This window comes from Halomonas litopenaei (assembly GCF_017303055.1).
Lineage (GTDB): Bacteria > Pseudomonadota > Gammaproteobacteria > Pseudomonadales > Halomonadaceae > Halomonas > Halomonas litopenaei_A.
Genome location: NZ_JAEKJT010000006.1, coordinates 123,153 through 142,177 on the forward strand (window position 1 = coordinate 123,153; position 19,025 = coordinate 142,177).

At 63.5% G+C, this 19,025-nt stretch carries 15 protein-coding genes and 2 riboswitches; of the genes, 12 read left to right on the forward strand and 3 right to left on the reverse strand.

Translation table 11 applies throughout. The annotated features are described in order from the left end of the window. Window positions 1–42: 42 nt before the first annotated feature. Window positions 43–678: a class I SAM-dependent methyltransferase gene (locus tag JF545_RS13190; RefSeq protein ID WP_206942757.1), complete on the reverse strand. Its 636-nt coding sequence runs from the start codon at window positions 676–678 to the stop codon at window positions 43–45. 41 nt (window positions 679–719) lie between these two features. Here JF545_RS13190 and JF545_RS13195 point away from each other — a divergent pair, with 41 nt between their 5' ends. The 10 genes from JF545_RS13195 (at window position 720) to pta (ending at window position 13,989) form a co-directional block, all read left to right on the forward strand. Beyond that, window positions 720–1,124, forward strand: a complete 405-nt coding sequence (locus tag JF545_RS13195; RefSeq protein ID WP_206942759.1) for a VOC family protein — start codon at window positions 720–722, stop codon at window positions 1,122–1,124. Window positions 1,125–1,245: 121 nt separating this feature from the next. Further along, the gene (locus JF545_RS13200; RefSeq protein ID WP_206942761.1) at window positions 1,246–1,635 is read left to right on the forward strand and encodes a DUF4870 family protein; all 390 of its coding nucleotides are present in this window, start codon (window positions 1,246–1,248) and stop codon (window positions 1,633–1,635) included. Between the two features lie 2 nt (window positions 1,636–1,637). After that, window positions 1,638–2,579 carry a lysophospholipid acyltransferase family protein gene (locus tag JF545_RS13205; protein ID WP_206942763.1) on the forward strand — a complete coding sequence of 314 codons (942 nt, stop codon included), beginning with the start codon at window positions 1,638–1,640 and terminating at the stop codon, window positions 2,577–2,579. Further along, window positions 2,576–2,932 carry a DUF4870 family protein gene (locus JF545_RS13210; RefSeq protein WP_224851791.1) on the forward strand — a complete coding sequence of 119 codons (357 nt, stop codon included), beginning with the start codon at window positions 2,576–2,578 and terminating at the stop codon, window positions 2,930–2,932. The genes JF545_RS13205 and JF545_RS13210 overlap by 4 nt, the downstream gene beginning before the upstream one ends. A 526-nt stretch (window positions 2,933–3,458) precedes the next feature. After that, entirely contained in the window at window positions 3,459–5,075 is a 1,617-nt protein-coding gene (locus JF545_RS13215; RefSeq protein ID WP_347401335.1) for a glucan biosynthesis protein, read from the forward strand. Beyond that, a complete protein-coding gene (mdoH, locus tag JF545_RS13220) occupies window positions 5,072–6,994 on the forward strand; it encodes a glucans biosynthesis glucosyltransferase MdoH (protein WP_206942765.1) in 1,923 nt (640 codons plus the stop codon). The genes JF545_RS13215 and mdoH overlap by 4 nt, the downstream gene beginning before the upstream one ends. 170 nt (window positions 6,995–7,164) lie before the next feature. Continuing rightward, window positions 7,165–7,316, forward strand: a riboswitch (TPP riboswitch). A gap of 77 nt (window positions 7,317–7,393) precedes the next feature. Continuing rightward, window positions 7,394–8,062 carry a thiaminase II gene (gene tenA, locus JF545_RS13225; RefSeq protein WP_206942767.1) on the forward strand — a complete coding sequence of 223 codons (669 nt, stop codon included), beginning with the start codon at window positions 7,394–7,396 and terminating at the stop codon, window positions 8,060–8,062. A gap of 68 nt (window positions 8,063–8,130) precedes the next feature. Next, window positions 8,131–8,265: riboswitch (TPP riboswitch) on the forward strand. 92 nt (window positions 8,266–8,357) lie between these two features. After that, a complete protein-coding gene (gene thiC, locus JF545_RS13230) occupies window positions 8,358–10,310 on the forward strand; it encodes a phosphomethylpyrimidine synthase ThiC (RefSeq protein ID WP_242520862.1) in 1,953 nt (650 codons plus the stop codon). A gap of 305 nt (window positions 10,311–10,615) precedes the next feature. Further along, entirely contained in the window at window positions 10,616–11,830 is a 1,215-nt protein-coding gene (locus JF545_RS13235; protein ID WP_206942769.1) for an acetate/propionate family kinase, read from the forward strand. Continuing rightward, window positions 11,827–13,989: a phosphate acetyltransferase gene (gene pta, locus JF545_RS13240; protein WP_206942771.1), complete on the forward strand. Its 2,163-nt coding sequence runs from the start codon at window positions 11,827–11,829 to the stop codon at window positions 13,987–13,989. Before JF545_RS13235 ends, pta begins: the two co-directional genes overlap by 4 nt. A 126-nt stretch (window positions 13,990–14,115) precedes the next feature. Here pta and JF545_RS13245 read toward each other — a convergent pair whose 3' ends face one another. Both JF545_RS13245 and JF545_RS13250 read right to left on the reverse strand, forming a co-directional pair. Then, entirely contained in the window at window positions 14,116–15,177 is a 1,062-nt protein-coding gene (locus tag JF545_RS13245) for a YeiH family protein (protein WP_242520863.1), read from the reverse strand. Window positions 15,178–15,360: 183 nt separating this feature from the next. Then, complete coding sequence (locus JF545_RS13250; protein ID WP_206942773.1) at window positions 15,361–16,992, reverse strand: GMC family oxidoreductase; 1,632 nt, start codon at window positions 16,990–16,992, stop codon at window positions 15,361–15,363. Between the two features lie 212 nt (window positions 16,993–17,204). On the opposite strand from JF545_RS13250, the gene JF545_RS13255 reads away from it, so the two are divergent. Both JF545_RS13255 and JF545_RS13260 read left to right on the forward strand, forming a co-directional pair. Continuing rightward, the gene (locus JF545_RS13255; protein ID WP_206942775.1) at window positions 17,205–18,437 is read left to right on the forward strand and encodes a TRAP transporter substrate-binding protein; all 1,233 of its coding nucleotides are present in this window, start codon (window positions 17,205–17,207) and stop codon (window positions 18,435–18,437) included. Then, window positions 18,437–19,024 carry a TRAP transporter small permease gene (locus JF545_RS13260; protein WP_206942777.1) on the forward strand — a complete coding sequence of 196 codons (588 nt, stop codon included), beginning with the start codon at window positions 18,437–18,439 and terminating at the stop codon, window positions 19,022–19,024. The genes JF545_RS13255 and JF545_RS13260 overlap by 1 nt, the downstream gene beginning before the upstream one ends. Window position 19,025 lies beyond the last annotated feature (1 nt).

Consider the following 19,025-nt stretch of genomic DNA (forward strand, 5'->3'; position numbering starts at 1 on the left):
CTCCTGCAACGCCTTGTTGACAAAGCACAAATTACAGCCATGTCAGCGCGCTGGCCGCTGCAGCAACGCGACATCCGAGCCCACCAGTTCCAGCGTGACGCCCAATCGCTTGGCCAACCAGCGAAAGCTCGCGTCACTGAAGAACACCACATGGGTAGGGTCGCGGATATAGTGCCAGCCGGCAAAGTCATCCGGTGTGCGCTTGGTCATCAACCCCAGCCAGCCACCGGGACGCAGGCGTTGCACCAGACTGGCCAGTACCTCACCGGGGGCGTACAGATGTTCAGCGACCTCGGTGGCCGTGATGAAGTCGTACTCCCCCTCTGCCCACTGCGGGAAGGGGTGGTAGTAAGGATCGTGAATCCGCATCGAAAAGCCGGCCTCTTCGAACATCAGTGACAGCGTGGGGCCAGGGCCAGCGCCAAAATCCAGCCCACTTGCCCCGGCAGGCAATCGTTCGCTCAAGGGACCGAACAGCCGTCCCAGGAAACGCCGATAGCCGGGATCGTCGGGGCGGTTGTCGTGCTGGTCGTAGATCGCTTTCTCCGCGGATGGCGCCAGACGCTGAGCCGGCGGCACGGCAATCAGGTCACAGCGCGGACAGCGGAAGTAGTCGCGCTGTCCGTCCCAATGAAAATGCTGGGTCGTCGGGTTTGTGCATAGCGGACAGCTCGGCATCGTCGTATTCTCTGAGGCTTGATTCACTTGTGGAGAAAGGCATGCTGTCAGGTCTTGATCACCTGGTCATCACCGTGACCGATATTTCCCGCGCCGTTGACTTCTACACGCGCGTGCTTGGACTCGATGTCCGCTACCGAGACCGTGAACGTGTCGACCTGATGCTGGGCGAGCTGGCCTTGCGCCTGCACTGGACCGCGACCGACGTCCACCCGCGCGCCGCCACACCGACGCCCGGCAGCCTCGATATCTGTTTCAAGAGCCAGCTCCCCCTTGCTGACGTCCAGCAACACCTGGAGGCACTGTCGGTCGATATCGAGCTCGGTCCGGTGACTCGCCAGGGCGCCACCGGCAAGATCGAGTCGCTCTACCTGAGAGACCCCGACGGCAACCTGCTGGAGATCTGCCGCCCACTGCGAGAACCCCAGGAGCACGGAGAGGTCTAGAGCGGGATGAGGCCGAGGAAGGAGTAAGATCCAGCGACGAATCTCCCCCGTTCATCATGGCATTGCGGCACAGGCTGGGTATCATAGCGAAGCCGTTTTACATGCACAGAAAGGAACACGGATGAGCCAGCGCGACCTCGAGCCCCAGCCTCCCCACGTCACGCCCCCCGAGCCGGAGGGCTCCGGAGCCGACACCACCATCGCCCTGGTCGGCTACGCCTTGCTGCTGGCCAACCTGGTCACCGGCTTCACCGCCGTGATCGGCGTGGTCATCGCCTATGTCTACAAGGGCAAGGGCCCCGCCTGGCTGGACCAGCATTATCGCTACCAGATCCGCACCTTCTGGATCGGACTGGTCTATGCGGTCGTCGCTTCCCTGCTGACCTTCGTCCTGATCGGGCTGCCGCTGCTGCTGGCGCTGGCAGTATGGTTGATCGTCCGCTGTGTAAAGGGTTTCAAGGCCCTGCAGGAAAAGCGTGCCCCGGACAACCTGGAAAGCTGGCTGATCTGATCATGCAACTCCCCTGGCAACAACGTCTGCAGGCCTTTGCCGTCGCTCGCCTGTGGACCCTCCTGTCGCACTGCTCGCCCGCCTCACTGTGGCGGCTGAGCCGCGTTCTCGTCAGCCTGGCGTACCCCTTGCTCAAGCGCGAACGCGCGGTCACTCGGCTGAATCTGGAGGTCGTCTACCCCGACGCCAGCCCGCAGCAGCGGGAATCGCTGGCTCGCGACAGCCTCACGCACTCGACCGCCACCATGCTCGAGCTCGGCTTCTCCTGGCAAGGCGACCCGCAGCGCGTGGCTGACAGCATCGTCGAGGTGCATGGCCGGGCCTTGCTGGATGACGCCCGCGCCGAAGGCAAGGGGGTAATCATCCTGGCGCCTCACTTTGGCAACTGGGAAGTGCTCAACTTCTGGCTGTCCAGCCACTTTCCCTTCACCGCTATGTACGAGCCGCCCAAGCTGGCACCGTTGGACCCCATCATCCGTGCGGGGCGTGAGCGCTGCGGCGCCAGCCTTGTGCCGACCAATCCAAGAGGGGTCGCCGCCCTGCTCAAGGCGCTGAAGCGCTGCGAGGCCGTCGGCATCCTGCCAGACCAGGAGCCCAGCTGGGGCAGCGGTGTCTTTGCTCCCTTCTTCGGACGCCCGGCCTATACCGCCACCCTGCTGCCAAAGCTGGTGGGACGCACCGAAGCACGGGTGGTGACAGGCGTCGCCCTGCGCCTACCCGGGCGAGGGTTTGCCCTGCACTTCCTGGCCGCCGACGAGCGAGTTTACGATGCCGACGAGACGACCTCCTGTACCGGTGTCAATGCCAGCATCGAAGAGGTCATCGCGCTCGAACCCGCCCAGTACCAATGGGAGTACAAGCGCTTCACCAAGACCCTGGAAGAGCAGCGCGGCGATCCCGACTTCCGCCGCCACCGGCTGTACAGTTCGAGGAATATGAAGTGACCCGTCCTCAGGACTCGATCTCCCGCGACACCCATGTAGGGCACGCCTTGTACGTGATGTACCTGGCGGGCCTGGTCACCGGGTTCCTGACCCTGCTGATCGCGCTGATCGTGGCCTACGTGTATCGCAAGGATGCCCCGCCGTGGCTTCGGGCCCACTATCACTACCTGATTCGAACCTTCTGGATCGGCCTGGTGTATGGGGCCGCCGCGGCGGTGCTGACGGTTCTGGTCATCGGCCTGGCCTTGCCACCACTGCTGGTCAGTGCCTGGTTCGTGATTCGCTGCATCATCGGCTGGCGCGCGCTACACCGGCGGCTGCCGCCGCCTCGGGTGGACAGCTGGCTGTGGTAGCCATCTGACGCAGCCGAGCCGACACCCGCCAACGCGGGCGCCCCTGCTGCCTCGCGCCTTACCCGCCAGATCAGCCCCTTCTCCTGTCTATTCTCTTGTCCCTGTCTCTTCCCCTTCCCCTTCTCTCCTGCCCTTGCCCCTGCGACATGTATCCGCAGGGATACATTTCTTCGCAATTTTGTCGCCAGAAGACGACACGGAACCTCACTTTCCACCTCCTCTCAAAGGCAGGTAGAACCCATCTATTGCATCTTTACCATCAGACAATAGGCTAGAGTGTGAAGAGCATGGATAGCCGTTTCAGCACAAATATGGGCAAAGTGAGACACGCGACCTGCTGGCTGACCGCCTCTCGACCATCGCCGCAACGGCAGTCGCGGCGATGGTCACGTATCACGGCGATCCGCGGCAGACCGTGATGGCTCCGCGATAGCCGTGACAGGTCCCGACGCCCACTGCCCAACGTCCCACTGGTTCCGCCTGACAGAGCACTGTTCTGTGCCATCAGGCCGCAAGGAGAGCGAACGTGAACACCCGAGTCATCTGCGGACGGTCGACACCGCCCACTGCCTACAAAGCCGAGTCAGCCCGCGTCAGTGGACGCGGCGGCCTCCACTGGAAGGCCGCTGCATCATGGGCACTGGCCGGCATGTTGGTCAGCGCACCCGCGCTGGCGGTGGATGCCGATAGCCTTTTCGAACAGGTGACCGATCAGGCGAGAACCCTGGCCGAAGCGCCCTACGAAGCGCCAGAAAGTACACTGCCTGACGCCGTGGCCGAGATGGGCTACGACCGCTACCGGCAGATTCGCTACCGCGATGAACAGGCGCTTTGGCGCGATCACGGCAACTTTCAGGTGGAGCTGTTCCATCCCGGCTTTCTCTACGACCAGCCGGTCGATATCCATCTCCTCGAAGATGGCGAAGTGCGCACCCTACCCTTCGAGCAGCAGCGCTTTCGCTACGACGACGATGCCGCTGAGCTGGCCGAACTGGATCTCAGCGACCAGGGCTATGCCGGCTTCCGTCTGCATTACCCGCTCAACCGAGCGGATGTCGACGACGAGTTTGCCGTCTTCCTTGGCGCTTCCTACTTCCGCCTGGTGGGCAGAAACCAGGGCTACGGGCTCTCCGCAAGAGGCTTGGCGATCGATACGGCCATGCCCCAGGGCGAAGAGTTCCCCTCCTTTCGAGAGTTCTGGCTGGTCCAGCCTGAGGCTGACGCCAATCGTATGACGGTTCTGGCGCTGCTGGACAGCCCGTCGCTGGCCGGGGCCTACCGCTTCGAGATTGCGCCTGGCAAGAACACTGTCGTCGACACCGAAGCGCGACTGTTCGCCCGCAGCGATGTCGAAAAGCTCGGGGTCGCCCCGCTGACCAGCATGTTCCTGCATGGCGAAATGGATCGGCAGGAAGAAGATGACTATCGCATCCGCGTGCATGACTCCAGCGGGCTGCTGATGGCCACCAGTTCTGGCGAATGGACCTGGCGCGTTCTCGATAATCCCGCAGACCTGCAGATCTCTGGCTTGCAGGATACCTCTCCCAGGGGCTTCGGCCTGGTCCAGCGTCCGCGCCACTTCGATGCCTATCTGGACATGGAAGCCCGCTACGAACGCCGCCCAAGTCAGTGGGTACAGCCCGCTGGCGACTGGGGAGAAGGCCACGTGGAATTGATCGAAATTCCGACCGACAGCGAGGCCCACGACAATATCACGGCCTACTGGGTCCCCTCCTCGCCCCTCAAGGCGGGAGAGTCACGCACCTATCGGTATCAGACCTGGACCTTCGCTGACACCCCCATGGAGGAACCCCTGGCGCGGGTCGTCAGGTCACGCCAGGGCTGGGGTGGCATTCCCGGTCAGAGCAATCCCCCCGACGAACAGCTCAGGCAGTTCATCATCGACTTCCGCGGCGGCGAGCTCGAGGGTCTCGATGCGAGCCAGCCGGTCAGCGTGCACCTGACCACGTCCAGTGGCGAGACGACGGAAACCAAGGTGACAGCGCTGCCCGATGGAGACACCTGGCGGGCCAGCTTCAAGCTGCTGCCTGACGGCGAAACGCCGGCAGACCTGCGCCTGACCTTGATGCTGCGCGACCAGCGCCTGAGCGAAACCTGGAACAGCATCTGGAGTCCCCGATGAACGAGCATACCCCGGAAGTCCCCTGGCCCCGGTGGCGCAGAACGCTGGTAGGCATGGCCATTGCCGCCACCACCGCGCTGGGTGTCTGGACCATGTTCAAGATCCTGTACGTCGAGGGCATCACTCCCCTGGAAATGGCCATCCTGGGGCTGTTTGCGATTACCTTCGGTTGGATCACCATGGCCTTCTGGAGCGCCGTAATCGGGTTTGTGCTTCACCTCACTGGGCGTGACCCCTTGAGCCTCAAGCGGCGTGGCCCCGGACCGATGAGGCCCGCCGGCTCTCGCTCACGCACCGCCTTGGTCATGCCGATCCACAACGAGGACGTGGCCCGGGTCGCGGCTGGGCTCGAGACAACCTGCATGGACCTTGGCGAGCTGCCGGAGGGCATCGACGTCGAGGCCTTCGTGCTCAGCGATAGCACCGACGACGCCGTCGTGGCGGAAGAAAAGGCCGCCATGGCAGCGCTGCAGCAGCGACTCGAGGGCCACTGCCGGCTGCACTATCGCCACCGGGACAGCAACGCAGGGCGCAAGGCAGGCAACTTGGGCGACTTCTGCACCCGCTGGGGCAGCCACTACGACTATATGCTGGTGGTCGACGCCGACAGTCTGATGAGCGGGACCACGGTGGTCGAGCTCATCGACGAGATGATGGCCAATCCTCGGCTGGGGCTCCTTCAGACGGTGCCCATTCCCGTGCGCCAGCAAAGTCTGTTCGGGCGCTGCAATCAATTCGCTGCCGCGCTCTACTCGCCCATGCTGGCGGCAGGACTGAGCTTCTGGCACGCCACCGCAGCCAACTATTTTGGCCACAATGCCATCATTCGGGTGGACGCGTTCACCGACGCCTGTGGCCTTCCCGAGCTCCCCGGCAAGCCGCCCCTGGGTGGCGATATCCTCAGTCATGACTTTGTCGAGGCGGCGCTGTTGCGCCGGGCCGGCTGGCAGGTGCGCATGCGCACCGACCTGGGCGGCAGCTATGAGGAAATGCCCAGCCACATTCTCGACTATGCCAAGCGTGATCGACGTTGGGTACAGGGCAACCTGCAGCATCTGCGCCTGCTGAATGGCCATGGCCTGCATGTGCTGAGCCGTCTGCACTTCTTCTTCGGCGCGCTGGCCTACCTGTCGTCGCTAGTGTGGCTGGCGATCCTGGTCATCAGTACCATCGATGCGCTGATCAGGGCGCTCGTTCCCACGAACTTCTTCACCGCCAGCTCGCAGTTGTTCCCTGACTGGCCCATCGCTCCGCCCAACCTGATCATTCCCTTGTTGATCGGCACCTTGGGCATGCTGCTGATGCCTAAGGTGCTGGGACTGATACTTGGTCTCATGCGGGATCCAGAGGGCTACGGGGGACGCCCAAAACTGGTCTTGAGCATGCTGGTGGAGACCCTGTTCGCCATGCTGATCGCACCGCTGATGATGGTCTTCCACAGCCGTTTCGTGATCCAGGTGCTGACCGGTCGTACCGTTGCCTGGGACCCGCAATCCCGAGAGGGGCGGGCACTGCCCTGGCGGGAAGCCTTCCGCCATACCTGGCTGTGGTCGCTGATTGGTGCGGTGTGGGCTCTCGTCACCTGGGCCTACACTCCGAGCTTCTTTCTCTGGCTGACGCCCGTCTGGCTCGGCCTGGTGCTGGCGGCTCCGCTGGTGCGCTGGAGCTCCAGCCTGACCATCGGCCGCCGCCTGGCCCGCGCCGGGCTTCTGCTGGTACCCAGTGAGACACGCCCCCCCAGGGTCGTCGCCGATCTACACATCGAGAGTCAGCTACCCTCATCGGGCGCGCCGGCCGCTCCCCCCAGCGAGCGTCCCCGAGACATGCCTGTGCAGTCCTTCCGACGCCCCCATCAATCGGCTGAGGTGCACAGCGACCCTGGCCACCCGATCGACACCCCCACGCCAGATCGTCGCTGATCCATCATAAGCCATCATCAGCGTCGGTGCAGGACGCCGCGGCCGTGACCCTCATGGCCGCGGCGTCATCATTAGGTAGTCTCTCTCGACAACCTCCCTTGACGCCCCCTTCCGATGCTATCCGAAAGTGGTGTCTGGCAAAGCCGCAAGGGCGTGCTAGACTGCGGTCGACTCGCTTGACGGGGTGCCGGTCAATCCGGCTGAGATGGTGCAGGGCCAGCGTGGTGTAGCGGCCCGACAGCACCGATCCCGTGGAACCTGATCCGGGTGCGGTGTGGACTCACACCTTGAACCGGCGTAGGGAATCAGGCGGTGGCACGCCTTCCCTGCGGGGGCCTGCCCTTCCTCCCCGCCGTCCTTCTCTGCCCCGCCCACCGGATCCACTATGCCGGAGCTATCATGGGCTACTGCTTCAACGATCTGATCGCTGCCTGCCGCGACGACTGGCGGCGCTATACCGAGCACGACTTCGTTCGTGCACTTGGGCGCGGCGACCTGAATGACGCCAGCTTTCGCCACTATCTGAAGCAGGACTACCTGTTTCTGCTGCAGTTTTCACGCGCCTACGCCCTTGCTGCCTACAAGAGCCAGGACCTGGAGAGCTTGCAGGGGGCCTTCAAGGGGATGCAGACGATCCTCGAGGTCGAACTGGGCCTGCATCTTGCCTACTGCCGAGAATGGGGCATTGACGACAGTGAGCTCAGCCGTCTACCGGAGGCACGTGCCACCCTGGCCTACACCCGCTACGTCCTCGACACCGGCAGTCGGGGTGATCTGCTGGACCTGCACGTTGCCCTGGCGCCCTGCATGGTCGGCTACGCCGATATCGGTCGCTGGCTGGCGGATCATCCCGAGACGCTGCGTGGTGGCGACAATCCCTACGATGCCTGGATCACCATGTACGCAAGCCCTGACTTTCAGGCCTCGGCCGTGCGCGAAAGACACTGGCTCGACGACCAGCTCAGCCAGGTATCGAGCGCTCGTTTCGAACGGCTGGCGCGCATCTTTAGCGACGCGACCCGTCTCGAGACCGACTTCTGGCAGATGGGACTGGAGCTGAGCGACTGACCTTGGCGACGCCTTTGGGCGATCGACCTGGGCGATCGCGCTCGACAACACAGACAAGCTGACAATAGCAACGCTTGACGGGGTGCCGCAGCCAGCGGCTGAGATCATGCAGCGCATGAGACCCGTTGAACCTGATCTGGGGATACCCCCGATGTTACGGCATCGAGGCGAGGACCAGCGTAGGGATCAAGCGCTCACGGCCACGGCCTCGACGCCCCCTTCTCCCTCGCGACGTGCCATTACCACCATCAGGGCGACGCCACTTGCCCTGCACCGCCGTGAGAGGAAACCACCTATGTCACTCGACCATCCCTCGTCTCATCCGAGATCCCGCCATGACGCCCACTTCCTGGCCGAGACGGCCAGGGTCGACCAGGCCGCCGTCACTCCCCTGCCAGGCTCTCGCAAGGTCTATGTAGAGGGCTCCCGCCCCGACCTGCGGGTGCCATTTCGCGAAATCACCCTGTCGCCGACGCGCACTTCAGGCGCCGACGAAGCCAATCCACCGCTACTGGTGTACGACACCTCAGGCCCCTATACCGACCCGGCGATACAGGTCGATCTGCGCAAGGGACTGGCCGAGTTGCGCAGGCCCTGGATTGAGGAGCGCAACGACACCGAGTGGCTCGACGGTCCCACCTCCGAGTACGGCCGCCGGCGTGCCAATGACCCACTGCTGGCACCGCTGCGCTTCGAGCTGACGCGCACACCACGCCGCGCCACCAGGACCGCCGATGGCCGCCCGGGCAACGTCACCCAATTGCATTACGCGCGGCGCGGCATCATCACACCGGAAATGGAGTTCATTGCACTTCGCGAGAATCAACGTCGACAGGCCCTTCAGGCCCCTTATCGTGGCAGTGACGAGGTCGAAGCGATACTTGGCCACCAGCACCCCGGCCAGTCGTTCGGAGCCCGTTTGCCGGATGAGATCACCCCCGAGTTCGTGCGCCAGGAAGTGGCCGCCGGACGTGCCATCATCCCGGCCAACATCAATCATCCCGAAGCCGAGCCGATGATCATCGGGCGTAACTTTCTGGTGAAGATCAACGGCAATCTAGGCAACTCTGCGGTGACCTCCTCCATCGAAGAGGAAGTGGACAAGATGACCTGGGGGATTCGCTGGGGGGCGGATACGATCATGGACCTGTCCACTGGACAGAACATCCATGAAACCCGTGAGTGGATCATCCGCAACTCACCGGTGCCGATCGGTACCGTGCCACTCTATCAGGCGCTGGAAAAGGTCAAGGGCGTGGCCGAGGACCTGACCTGGGAGATCTTTCGCGACACCTTGATCGAGCAGGCGGAACAGGGGGTGGACTATTTCACCATCCACGCCGGTGTGCTTCTTCGCTATGTGCCGCTGACCGCTGGCCGAGTCACCGGCATCGTCTCGCGGGGGGGCTCGATCATGGCCAAGTGGTGCCTCTATCACCACCAGGAAAGCTTCCTCTACACCCACTTCGAGGAGATCTGCGAGATCTGCAAGCAGTATGACGTGGCCTTCTCGCTGGGCGATGGGCTGCGCCCGGGATCCGTGGCAGATGCCAATGACGAAGCTCAGATGGCCGAACTCAAGACCCTGGGCGAGCTGACCCACATTGCCTGGAAGCACGACGTGCAGGTGATGATAGAAGGGCCCGGCCACGTGCCCATGCACCTGATCAAGGAGAACATGGACAAGCAGCTCGAGTACTGCGACGAGGCGCCCTTCTACACCCTGGGCCCGCTGGTCACCGACATCGCTCCCGGCTATGACCACATCACCTCAGGCATCGGCGCGGCGATGATCGGCTGGTACGGCTGCGCCATGCTCTGCTACGTCACCCCCAAGGAGCACCTGGGCCTGCCCGACAAGGACGACGTCAAGACCGGGATCATCACGTACAAGATCGCCGCCCATGCGGCGGATCTGGCCAAGGGGCACCCCGGCGCTCAGCGCCGGGACAATGCGCTGTCCAAGGCACGCTTCGAGTTCCGCTGGGAGGACCAGTTCAACCTGGGCCTGGACCCGGACACGGCCCGCGCCTACCACGACGAGACGCTGCCCAAGGACGCGGCCAAGGTGGCCCACTTCTGCTCCATGTGCGGACCCAAGTTCTGCTCCATGAAGATCAGCCAGGAAGTCCGAGACTATGCCCGCGACAACGGCGTGGACGGCGACAGCGAGGCGGTCATGGCGGGCATGGAGGCGCAGGCACAAGCCTTCCGCCAGCAAGGCGGTGCCCTGTACAAGGAAGTCTGACGCAAGCCCATCACGGCCTCCTTCCCGCCCGCGGCCCCGCGGGCGGGAAGGAGGCTGCCGCAAAGCGAATGCTGCGGCGGAGATTCAGGGCCGCCGGCAGCCTTCACGCTGCACCGCACAAATTGTTACCAAAGTCTAACCTCTTTACCCTGTCACTTGATGGTCGTCACAAGCTGTGCTGTTCCACCAGCAACTGGCCCTCCCTACCTCCCCAGGACAATTATGAGGCACCGGCCGCGGTGCTAGATTCGCCGCCATCCCCCCCGTTTACACGCCTTAACAAGGCGTCTTTCTCTGGAGATGGCATGAAAGCCCCGATACTGGTGATCAACTGCGGCTCCTCCTCGATCAAGTTTGCGCTGGTCGATCAGCCCCCTGGCGCACCTCGGATATCAGGCATTGCTGAGCGCCTGGGCAGCCACGATGCCTGCCTGAAGCTGGAAGAAGAGCACGGCAACCGGCGTGACATTTCGCTACCTCGAGCCACCCACGCCCTGGCGCTCAAGACCATCCTCGACCACCTGGGTGATCAACGTCCCGTCGGCATCGGGCACCGGGTGGTCCACGGCGGCGAGCGCTTCACCTGCGCCACGCTGCTGGACGACACGGTAGTCCGCACCATTCGCCAGACCGTCAGCCTGGCACCCTTGCATAACCCGGCCAACCTGGATGGCATCACCGCCACCCGACGTCTGTTCGAGCACCTGCCCCAGGTGGCGGTATTCGATACCGCCTTCCACCAGACCCTGCCGGCCCACGCCTACCGCTATGCGATTCCCGAAGACCTGTATCAGCGCCATGGCATCCGGCGCTACGGCTTCCACGGCTCCAGTCACGCCTACGTCAGCGAGCGCCTGGCCGAGGTCAGCGAGCGGGGACACGGAGGTTGGCTGATCGCCCATCTCGGCAATGGCTGCTCCGCAACCGCAGTCTGGGAAGGCGAAAGCCAGGACACCAGCATGGGCATGACGCCCCTGGAGGGGCTGGTGATGGGCACACGCAGTGGCGACGTCGACCCGGGCCTGCACCTCCATCTGGCCCGCCAGCTAGGGATGTCGCTGGAATCGATTGACCTGCTGCTCAACCAGAAGAGCGGCCTTCTCGGCGTATCTGGCCTGACCAATGACATGCGCGAGCTGGAGCAGGCCGCAGGCGCAGGACACCCCGGCGCGACCCTGGCCATCGAAGTGTTCTGCTATCGCCTGGCCAAGACCCTGGCCGGTCTCGCCTGCGCGCTTCCTCGGGTCGATGGCATCGCCTTCACTGGCGGCATAGGAGAAAACTCGTCGCTGATTCGGGCCCGCACGCTGGGCCACCTCAAGGCGCTGGGCGTGCATCTCGATAGCGCTGCCAACAGCGCTCTTGCGCGCGGCAGCGAAGGTGCCATCCATGACGCCAGCGAGTCCGGTTCGCCGGAAATCCGCGTCATTCCCACCGATGAAGAAGGCTATATCGCCAGCCAGACCCGAGCACTGATCACCCGTCTGGCACTGGCCGACAGGTCCGAGGAAGCCGTATGAGCCTGCAACCCCGTACCCTGCTGTTGATCCCGGTGGATGAGGGGGTCGCCCTGACCTCTGCGGCGCTGGGAATGCTGCGCGCACTGGATACCCTGGGCCTGGAGGCAGGCTTCCTGCAGCCATTCAGCCAGGCAGAGGGCATCGATGACGATAGCAACAGCGCCGAAAGGGCTCGCTCGCTGGTCGCCAGCACCCTGGGCATCGGCTCGCCTCGTCCAGTGCCCCGGGAAGACGTGGAGCACTACCTGGGCAGAAATGACAGCGACGGTCTGCTTGAGCTTGCCGTCGAACGCCATTCACGGGTCGCCAAACCGGCGACCGGCAAGCGGCCGGCCTTCATCGTCGTGGAAGGCATTCGCCCCCTGCGCAAGAACGCCTACGCCCTGGATCTCAATGTACGTCTTGCCAGCGCCCTGGACGCCCAGGTGATTCTGGTCGCCGATGGCCAGACGAGCGACCTGAAGGAGCTGGCCAAGAGCCTGGCCTTCCATCGCCAGAGCATCGACGCGGTGGGTTCCAGGCGTACCCTCGGCACCATTCTGATGCGCCTGCCCAGTGACGGCGATGACTCGGCCAGCGATCAGACCCTGGCCTCCGTCAGTGATCGTGAAGCCAGCGCCCACCGCCAGCACTGGCAGGACCAACTGGCCACGGCATCCGAGCAGAGCCTGCCGGTAGTGGCCGCGGTACCCTATCGCGCCGCGCTGACCGCGCCGCGGACCCTGGATGTGGCCCGCGCCCTCGGCGCCAGGATCCTGCATCACGGTGATGCTGATAGACGTCGCGTCGCCCATACCACCCTGGGTGCCCGCAGCGCCGAGCATCTGCTGTATGCATTGCGCCCGGGCGAACTCATCGTGTCCCCTGGTGATCGCGACGACACCCTGCTGGCTGCTGCCCTCGCCACCATGAACGGGGTGCCCCTGGCGGGCCTCCTGCTAACCCACGGCGAAACCCCCAGCAAGCAGCTGATCGACGTCTGCCAACCAGCACTATCCTCCGGCCTGCCTGTCCTGTCCGTCGATACCGACAGCTTCACCACGGTGGCCAAACTGACCGACATCCCCGGTGGGATTCCGGTGGATGACCAGGAACGGGCGGAGGCCATCAGCGCCTTTGTGGCGGATCACCTCGATCGAGAATGGCTGCTGGCATTGATGGACGACGAGACCCAGCGCCGACTGTCTCCAGCGGCCTTTCGCCATCAATTGGTCAGCATGGCCCAGCAAAAGCGCCAGCGCATCGTGCTGCCCGAAGGGGATGAGCCACGCACCCTGGAAGCAGCCATCCTGTGCCAACGCCGCGGCATCGCCAACTGCGTCTTGCTGGGTAAGCGCCAGGCCATTTTGGAAGTGGCCAAGGCCCGCGGCCTGGAATTGCCCGATGATCTGCAGATTCTCGACCCCGACAGCGAACGTTGCCGCTTCATCGCCCCCATGGTGGAACGGCGCAAGGGCAAGCTGACCCCCTTGACCGCCGAGGCCCAGCTTCACGACAGTGTGGTTCTGGGCACCATGATGTTGGCGGAAGGCGAGGTCGATGGGTTGGTATCAGGGGCGATACACACCACCGCCAACACCGTTCGACCGGCCTTTCAGCTGATCAAGACCGCCCCCGGATATGCTCAAGTGTCGTCGGTTTTCTTTATGCTGCTGCCCGATCAGGTGGTGGTCTACGGCGACTGCGCGGTCAATCCTGACCCGGACGCCGACGCGCTGGCCGAGATTGCCTTGCAGAGTGCGGCCAGCGCCGAGGCCTTCGGCATCGAGCCCAGGGTCGCCATGATCAGCTATTCCACCGGCGAGTCAGGCACCGGTGCTGACGTTGACAAAGTCCGAGAAGCCACCCGAATCGCCCGCCAGAAAGCCCCACACCTGCCCATCGATGGTCCTCTGCAATATGACGCTGCGGCGATCGCCAGCGTGGCCCGGCAAAAGGCACCGGACTCGCCAGTGGCAGGGCGCGCTACGGTGTTTGTCTTCCCTGACCTCAATACCGGCAACACCACCTACAAGGCGGTCCAGCGCAGTGCCCGGGTGGTCAGCATCGGCCCCATGCTGCAGGGCCTCAACAAGCCGGTAAACGATCTGTCACGGGGCGCCCTGGTCGAAGACATCGTCTACACGATTGCGCTGACGGCGATACAGGCTGGGCAATAGCGGCCCGCCGACGTTTCCCGTCACATCAATGCCGCCACTGGCGTCCTGATCGCCGCATCTCGGCGCTGATACCACCTCGCCCCGGAGTTGCCGGGGCTAGGTTGTCTGCCACGCCTGCCTCCACGGTCACCACTCGGCGATACCGGTATACAGGCACACCAGCACCAGGCCAAGCAGGAACAGCGTCTCGGCAATCATCAGAATGACCGGTTTCCACCCCACCACGGCCAGCTTCTGAAACGACGTCTTGATCCCCAGCGCGGCAATCGCCGTCACCAGGCACCAGCGCGACAGGTCCGTCATACCCTCCACCATCACCGGGGGTATCACGCCGAGACTATTGATCAGTACCAGCACCACAAACGCAATCAGGAAGCTCGGGAACATGGGGACCTTGGCGCCATCCGCACCGCCTTCCGCCATCCGGGCACGCCGAAACAGCAGCATGAAGACCATCACCGCCGGCACCAGCATAGCGACCCGCAGCAGCTTGACGAAGGTCGAGATATCGCCCGTTTCGTCCGAGATCATATAGCCGGCACCGACGACCTGGGCCACATCATGTATCGTGCCGCCCAGAAAAATACCCGCCTGGGTGTCGCTCAGCTCCAGCGCTCCCACCAGCAGCGGATACAGCACCATGGCCGCCGTGGATAGCGTGGTCACGCCAACCACCGTCAGGATGGTATTGCGCTCGGCCACCTCGTTACGAGGCATCGCCGCCGACAGCGCCAGGGCTGCCGATGCACCGCAGATGGCGACCGATCCCCCGGTCAGCAGGCCCAGGTCATTGCGCAGGCCAAGCAGCCGCGCCAGCACCCCACCCGCGACGATGGTCAGGATGACCCCGGCCACTACCGTTACCACCGGACCGATGCCAAGCTCGGCCACCTGTTCCAGCGTGATCCGCACGCCCAGCAAGGCCACGCCCAGGCGCAGGATGGTGCGAGCCGCGAACTCGACGCCCAGCAGACAGGGGCCCTGCTCGCTGAGAAAGTGCAGCGTCATGCCGAACAGCAGCGCGTACAGCAGGGTTGGACCACCATAGTGATCAGCGATGAAGGTCGTCGCGAGGGCGATGGTGATACAGATCAGTACGCCGGGCATACGCGCCCTGGCGGGCTCCAGATGCCGCCTCCACCCACTGTCTGGGGCGTCGCTCGGGGCGTGGGTCGTTGGCTGGGACATGACGTGTCCTCTGTTGTCGTTGATATCGCCACGTCGTGGCAGCGTCTTCATGGTGTGAGCAATACGGGGACCGCTGCGGCCGGCACTGCATGCAGCACATGCTGTCCCAGGCGCTGCGGTGGAGTTAGGACCAGCGCCGGGCCTTGCATGAGTCCAGCTAGGCGCCCTGGCGGCGCGCCGTACTCAGGCGACCTGCGTCCTTGCCTGGCGGTCGGCCTTGATCATGTCCGCCGCGCGTTCGGCGATCATGATGGTCGGTGCATTGGTGTTCCCCGACACGATGATGGGCATGATCGAAGCGTCGACGACCCTGATCCCCTGGAGCCCATGCACCTTCAAGCGATCATCCACCACCGCCAGTGGGTCGTTGCCCATCTTGCAGGTGCCCGCCGGGTGGTAGATGGTCTGGCTATAGCGGCGAGCGGCGTCCAGCAACTGCTCATCGCTTTGATAGGCACGTCCGGGCACGTACTCGTCAGTAATCACATCGGCGAGGGGAGCCTGCTCGGCGATACGCCGGGCGACCTTGATGGCGTCTACTGCCACTCGGCAGTCCTCATCGGTGCTGAGGTAGTTGGGCTGAATGGAGGGATAGACCGCCGGGTCCGGACTGGTGATACGGATGCGTCCGCGACTCGTCGGCCTGAGCTGACACACCGATGAGGTGAAGGCCGAGAACGGATGCACCCCTTCCGCCGGCTTGTCGGCGGACAGCGGCTGCATATGAAACTGGATGTCAGGGCGGTCCAGCCCTTCCCGCGACTGGGTGAAAATGCACACCTGACTGGCGGCCAGGGTCAGCGGCCCGGTGCGGGTCAGCGCATACTGGGTGCCCACCGCCAGCTTCTTGAGTGGATGGCGCACCTCATCATTGAGGGTTCGGCAACGCGTCTTGAACACCAGGCGAATCTGCAGATGGTCCTGCAGATTCTCCCCCACACCAGGCAACTGGTGAAGGCAGTCGACGCCGACATCGGCCAAGTGCTGTGGGTCACCGATACCCGAGCACTGCAGGATCTGCGGCGAGCCTATGGCACCCGACGACAGCAGCACCTCAAGAGTGGCGCTGGCCCGACGAAGCACATTACCCTGGCGGTACTCGACGCCGACCACCCGCTTTCCTTCCAGCAGCAGGCGCTGGCAATGGGCCCGTTTGACCAGGGTCAGGTTGGGGCGCTTCAACGCGGGGCGCAGGAATGCCTTGGCCGTGGAGCAGCGAAAGCCCTTGTACGATGTCTGCTGGAAGTAGCCGACTCCTTCCTGGGTCTCGCCATTGACGTCTTGATTCTCGGGGATACCCGCCGCCTTGGCGGCCTCGATAAAGCGCTCGGCGATCTCGCGACGCAGTCGCAGGTCTGACACCTTGAGCGGCCCATCGGTGCCATGAAAGGCATTGGCCCCGCGCTCCTGGCACTCGGACTTCTTGAAATAGGGCAGCACCGAGGCGTAATCCCACCCCTGGTTGCCCATGGCCGCCCAGTCGTCATAGTCCTGACGCTGCCCTCTTATATAGAGAAGACCGTTCAACGAGCTCGATCCCCCCAGGACCTTGCCCCTGGGCCACTGCAGCCGCCGACCATCGATGCCGTCATCCGGGTCCGTCAGGTAGCACCAGTCGGTCGCCGGGTTGTGCATGGTCTTGAAGTAGCCTACCGGCACGTGAATCCAAGGGTTCCAGTCCGATCCCCCTGCCTCCAGCAGCAGTACGGAAACCTCCGGGTCTTCGCTGAGACGGTTCGCCAGTACGCAGCCGGCGGAACCAGCTCCCACGACGATGTAGTCGAAGACGTCTGACGATGGTGTTGTCGTTGTCATGGCTCTCACTCAAACGAGACGTTTTGTCTCAAAACATCGTAGACCCATTTCTAAAAATATCAACATCGAGACAAATAGAATCAATTTTATTGCCAACACCCAAAAGGCGATCTATGGTGTGGTCAAGGCCGAAAAACGGCCCGGAGGCATTGCCCCGCCATGGCCTGCCTCCTTCTGCATCCCGACACCAACCACAACATTGGGAGCAACACATGAGTTCACGCCTTCTCCCCTCACGTCTGTCTCGCCGTGACTTCCTCAACATCTCCGGTCGCTTCGGCATGACGTCTACCCTATTGGCCGCCAGCGGCCTCGGCGCGGGCCTGACCGCATCGAGTCTTGCCCGCGCCGCGGAGTCCGAGCAGCAGCGCCGCTACGCCAGCGAGCCAAAGTTCCAGCTACGCTTCGGCGCCTCCGGCTTCAATGAGCGCAACCTGGATATTCAGAAATCCGGTCAGCTGTTCTTTGCCCGGGACCTCGAGGAGCGTACCGACGGCGCTATTCGCGTCGAATTCATGGGGTCCAACGAGGTCTGCAACCAGCTCGACTGTGTCAGCAAGGCACAGCAGGGCATCGTCGACATCTTCTCGGCATCGACCCAGAATTCCGCCGGCGGCGCGCCCTACCTGAACGTGCTGGACTTCGCCTACATGTTCCCGAGCGTCGCCTCGATGTTCCATTTCTTCTACGACCACCGCAGCGAGGCCCTGCTGCGCGAACCGATGCGCCAGCGCCACAACCTGCAGTTCCTGTTCACACACTGCGACCTGCGCGGACTGATGATGGGCCAGAGCTGGGCGGACCGTCCGCTGGTCGACAGCCTGGAAGTGCTGCAAGGCACCAAGAACCGGGTGACAGGCACTCAGCTCGGGCGTATCGCCATGGAACAGCTTGGTCTCAATCCGGTTCCAGTGGCCTGGGAAGAGACCCTGGACGGACTGCGGCAGGGACTGCTGGATGGGGCGGAAACCTGGATGAGTGCGGTGGCCTACGCGGGCATGGCGCCAGTGGTCTCCCAAGCGGTCGACCTGCGCTTCTTTGCGGGCACCGAGCATACCGCCATGAATCTGTCCAAGTTCGAAAGCCTCGGCGCAGAACTTCAGCAGCAAGTGATGGAATCTGCCTATACCGCGCAGATCTTTACCCAGGGCATGAACGAGGCCGGTCGCTACCAGATTGTCGGCGCCAGTGAACACCCTGCCGCGGGCACCGTCTTTGCAGAAAACAATGTGAGAGTCGCGCCGCTATCCGATGAGATTCGCGCCCAGGCCGAGCAGCTATGTGCGCCGGAGTTCAACCCGGGCCCCTGGGAGCAATGGCGTGAGCGCTTGAATGGCTGGGCGGGCGACATCGATATCTACCAGGAGATTCACACCATTGCTCGCGAAATCCCCCGCGATATGGCGGCTGTCAATGTAGCGCCGAAGCGCTGGTGGAGGGCGTAATGACCGATCACAAGGCCACCGCGGCTGAGGCGACGTCGTCTGACGTCGCCAACAGCTCGACTCCCGCCTGGCTGCTGCCTCTGAAGTGGATCGATGCCAACCTGGAGAAGGTCATCATTCTGGTGTCCTACAGCGGAATGGCAGGCATCATCTTCGTCGAGGTCATCCGCCGCTTCTTCTTCAGCCTGCAAGCCCCCTGGAGTACCAGTATTCCGGTGCTGCTGTTCCTGTGGCTGACCTGGTTCGGCGCGTCGCTCAACGTCAAGCAGCGTACCCACCTCTCGCTCAACGAGATTCGCATGCGCCTGCCCTACTCAGGCCAGTTCGCCTGTCAGGTCCTCGATGCGGTGCTGTGGATCGCCTTCGGCGCCCTGGTCATCCATTTCACCGTCATCCAGGTGCAATTGGCGCACATGAACTTCGCCATCGTGCCCGGCACCGACAATGTCATGCAGTGGTGGTTCTACCTGGCCACGCCGCTGGCCTGGGTGCTGATCATCTACCGCGTCCTCCAGAATCTGGCGACCGACGTCGCACGTTTCCGCCGAGGCGAACCTTTCAACCTGCAACCGTCCATCATGGACTAGG

Bases quoted from the DNA above. Each gene is read 5' to 3' on its own strand.
- mdoH (WP_206942765.1), top strand. From the start codon at position 5,072: ATGAACGAGCATACCCCGGAAGTCCCCTGGCCCCGGTGGCGCAGAACG.
- tenA (WP_206942767.1), top strand. From the start codon at position 7,394: ATGGGCTACTGCTTCAACGATCTGATCGCTGCCTGCCGCGACGACTGG.
- JF545_RS13235 (WP_206942769.1), top strand. From the start codon at position 10,616: ATGAAAGCCCCGATACTGGTGATCAACTGCGGCTCCTCCTCGATCAAG.
- JF545_RS13190 (WP_206942757.1), bottom strand. From the start codon at position 678: ATGCCGAGCTGTCCGCTATGCACAAACCCGACGACCCAGCATTTTCAT.
- JF545_RS13250 (WP_206942773.1), bottom strand. From the start codon at position 16,992: ATGACAACGACAACACCATCGTCAGACGTCTTCGACTACATCGTCGTG.
- JF545_RS13205 (WP_206942763.1), top strand. From the start codon at position 1,638: ATGCAACTCCCCTGGCAACAACGTCTGCAGGCCTTTGCCGTCGCTCGC.
- thiC (WP_242520862.1), top strand. From the start codon at position 8,358: ATGTCACTCGACCATCCCTCGTCTCATCCGAGATCCCGCCATGACGCC.
- JF545_RS13195 (WP_206942759.1), top strand. From the start codon at position 720: ATGCTGTCAGGTCTTGATCACCTGGTCATCACCGTGACCGATATTTCC.
- JF545_RS13200 (WP_206942761.1), top strand. From the start codon at position 1,246: ATGAGCCAGCGCGACCTCGAGCCCCAGCCTCCCCACGTCACGCCCCCC.
- pta (WP_206942771.1), top strand. From the start codon at position 11,827: ATGAGCCTGCAACCCCGTACCCTGCTGTTGATCCCGGTGGATGAGGGG.
- JF545_RS13245 (WP_242520863.1), bottom strand. From the start codon at position 15,177: ATGTCCCAGCCAACGACCCACGCCCCGAGCGACGCCCCAGACAGTGGG.
- JF545_RS13260 (WP_206942777.1), top strand. From the start codon at position 18,437: ATGACCGATCACAAGGCCACCGCGGCTGAGGCGACGTCGTCTGACGTC.
- JF545_RS13255 (WP_206942775.1), top strand. From the start codon at position 17,205: ATGAGTTCACGCCTTCTCCCCTCACGTCTGTCTCGCCGTGACTTCCTC.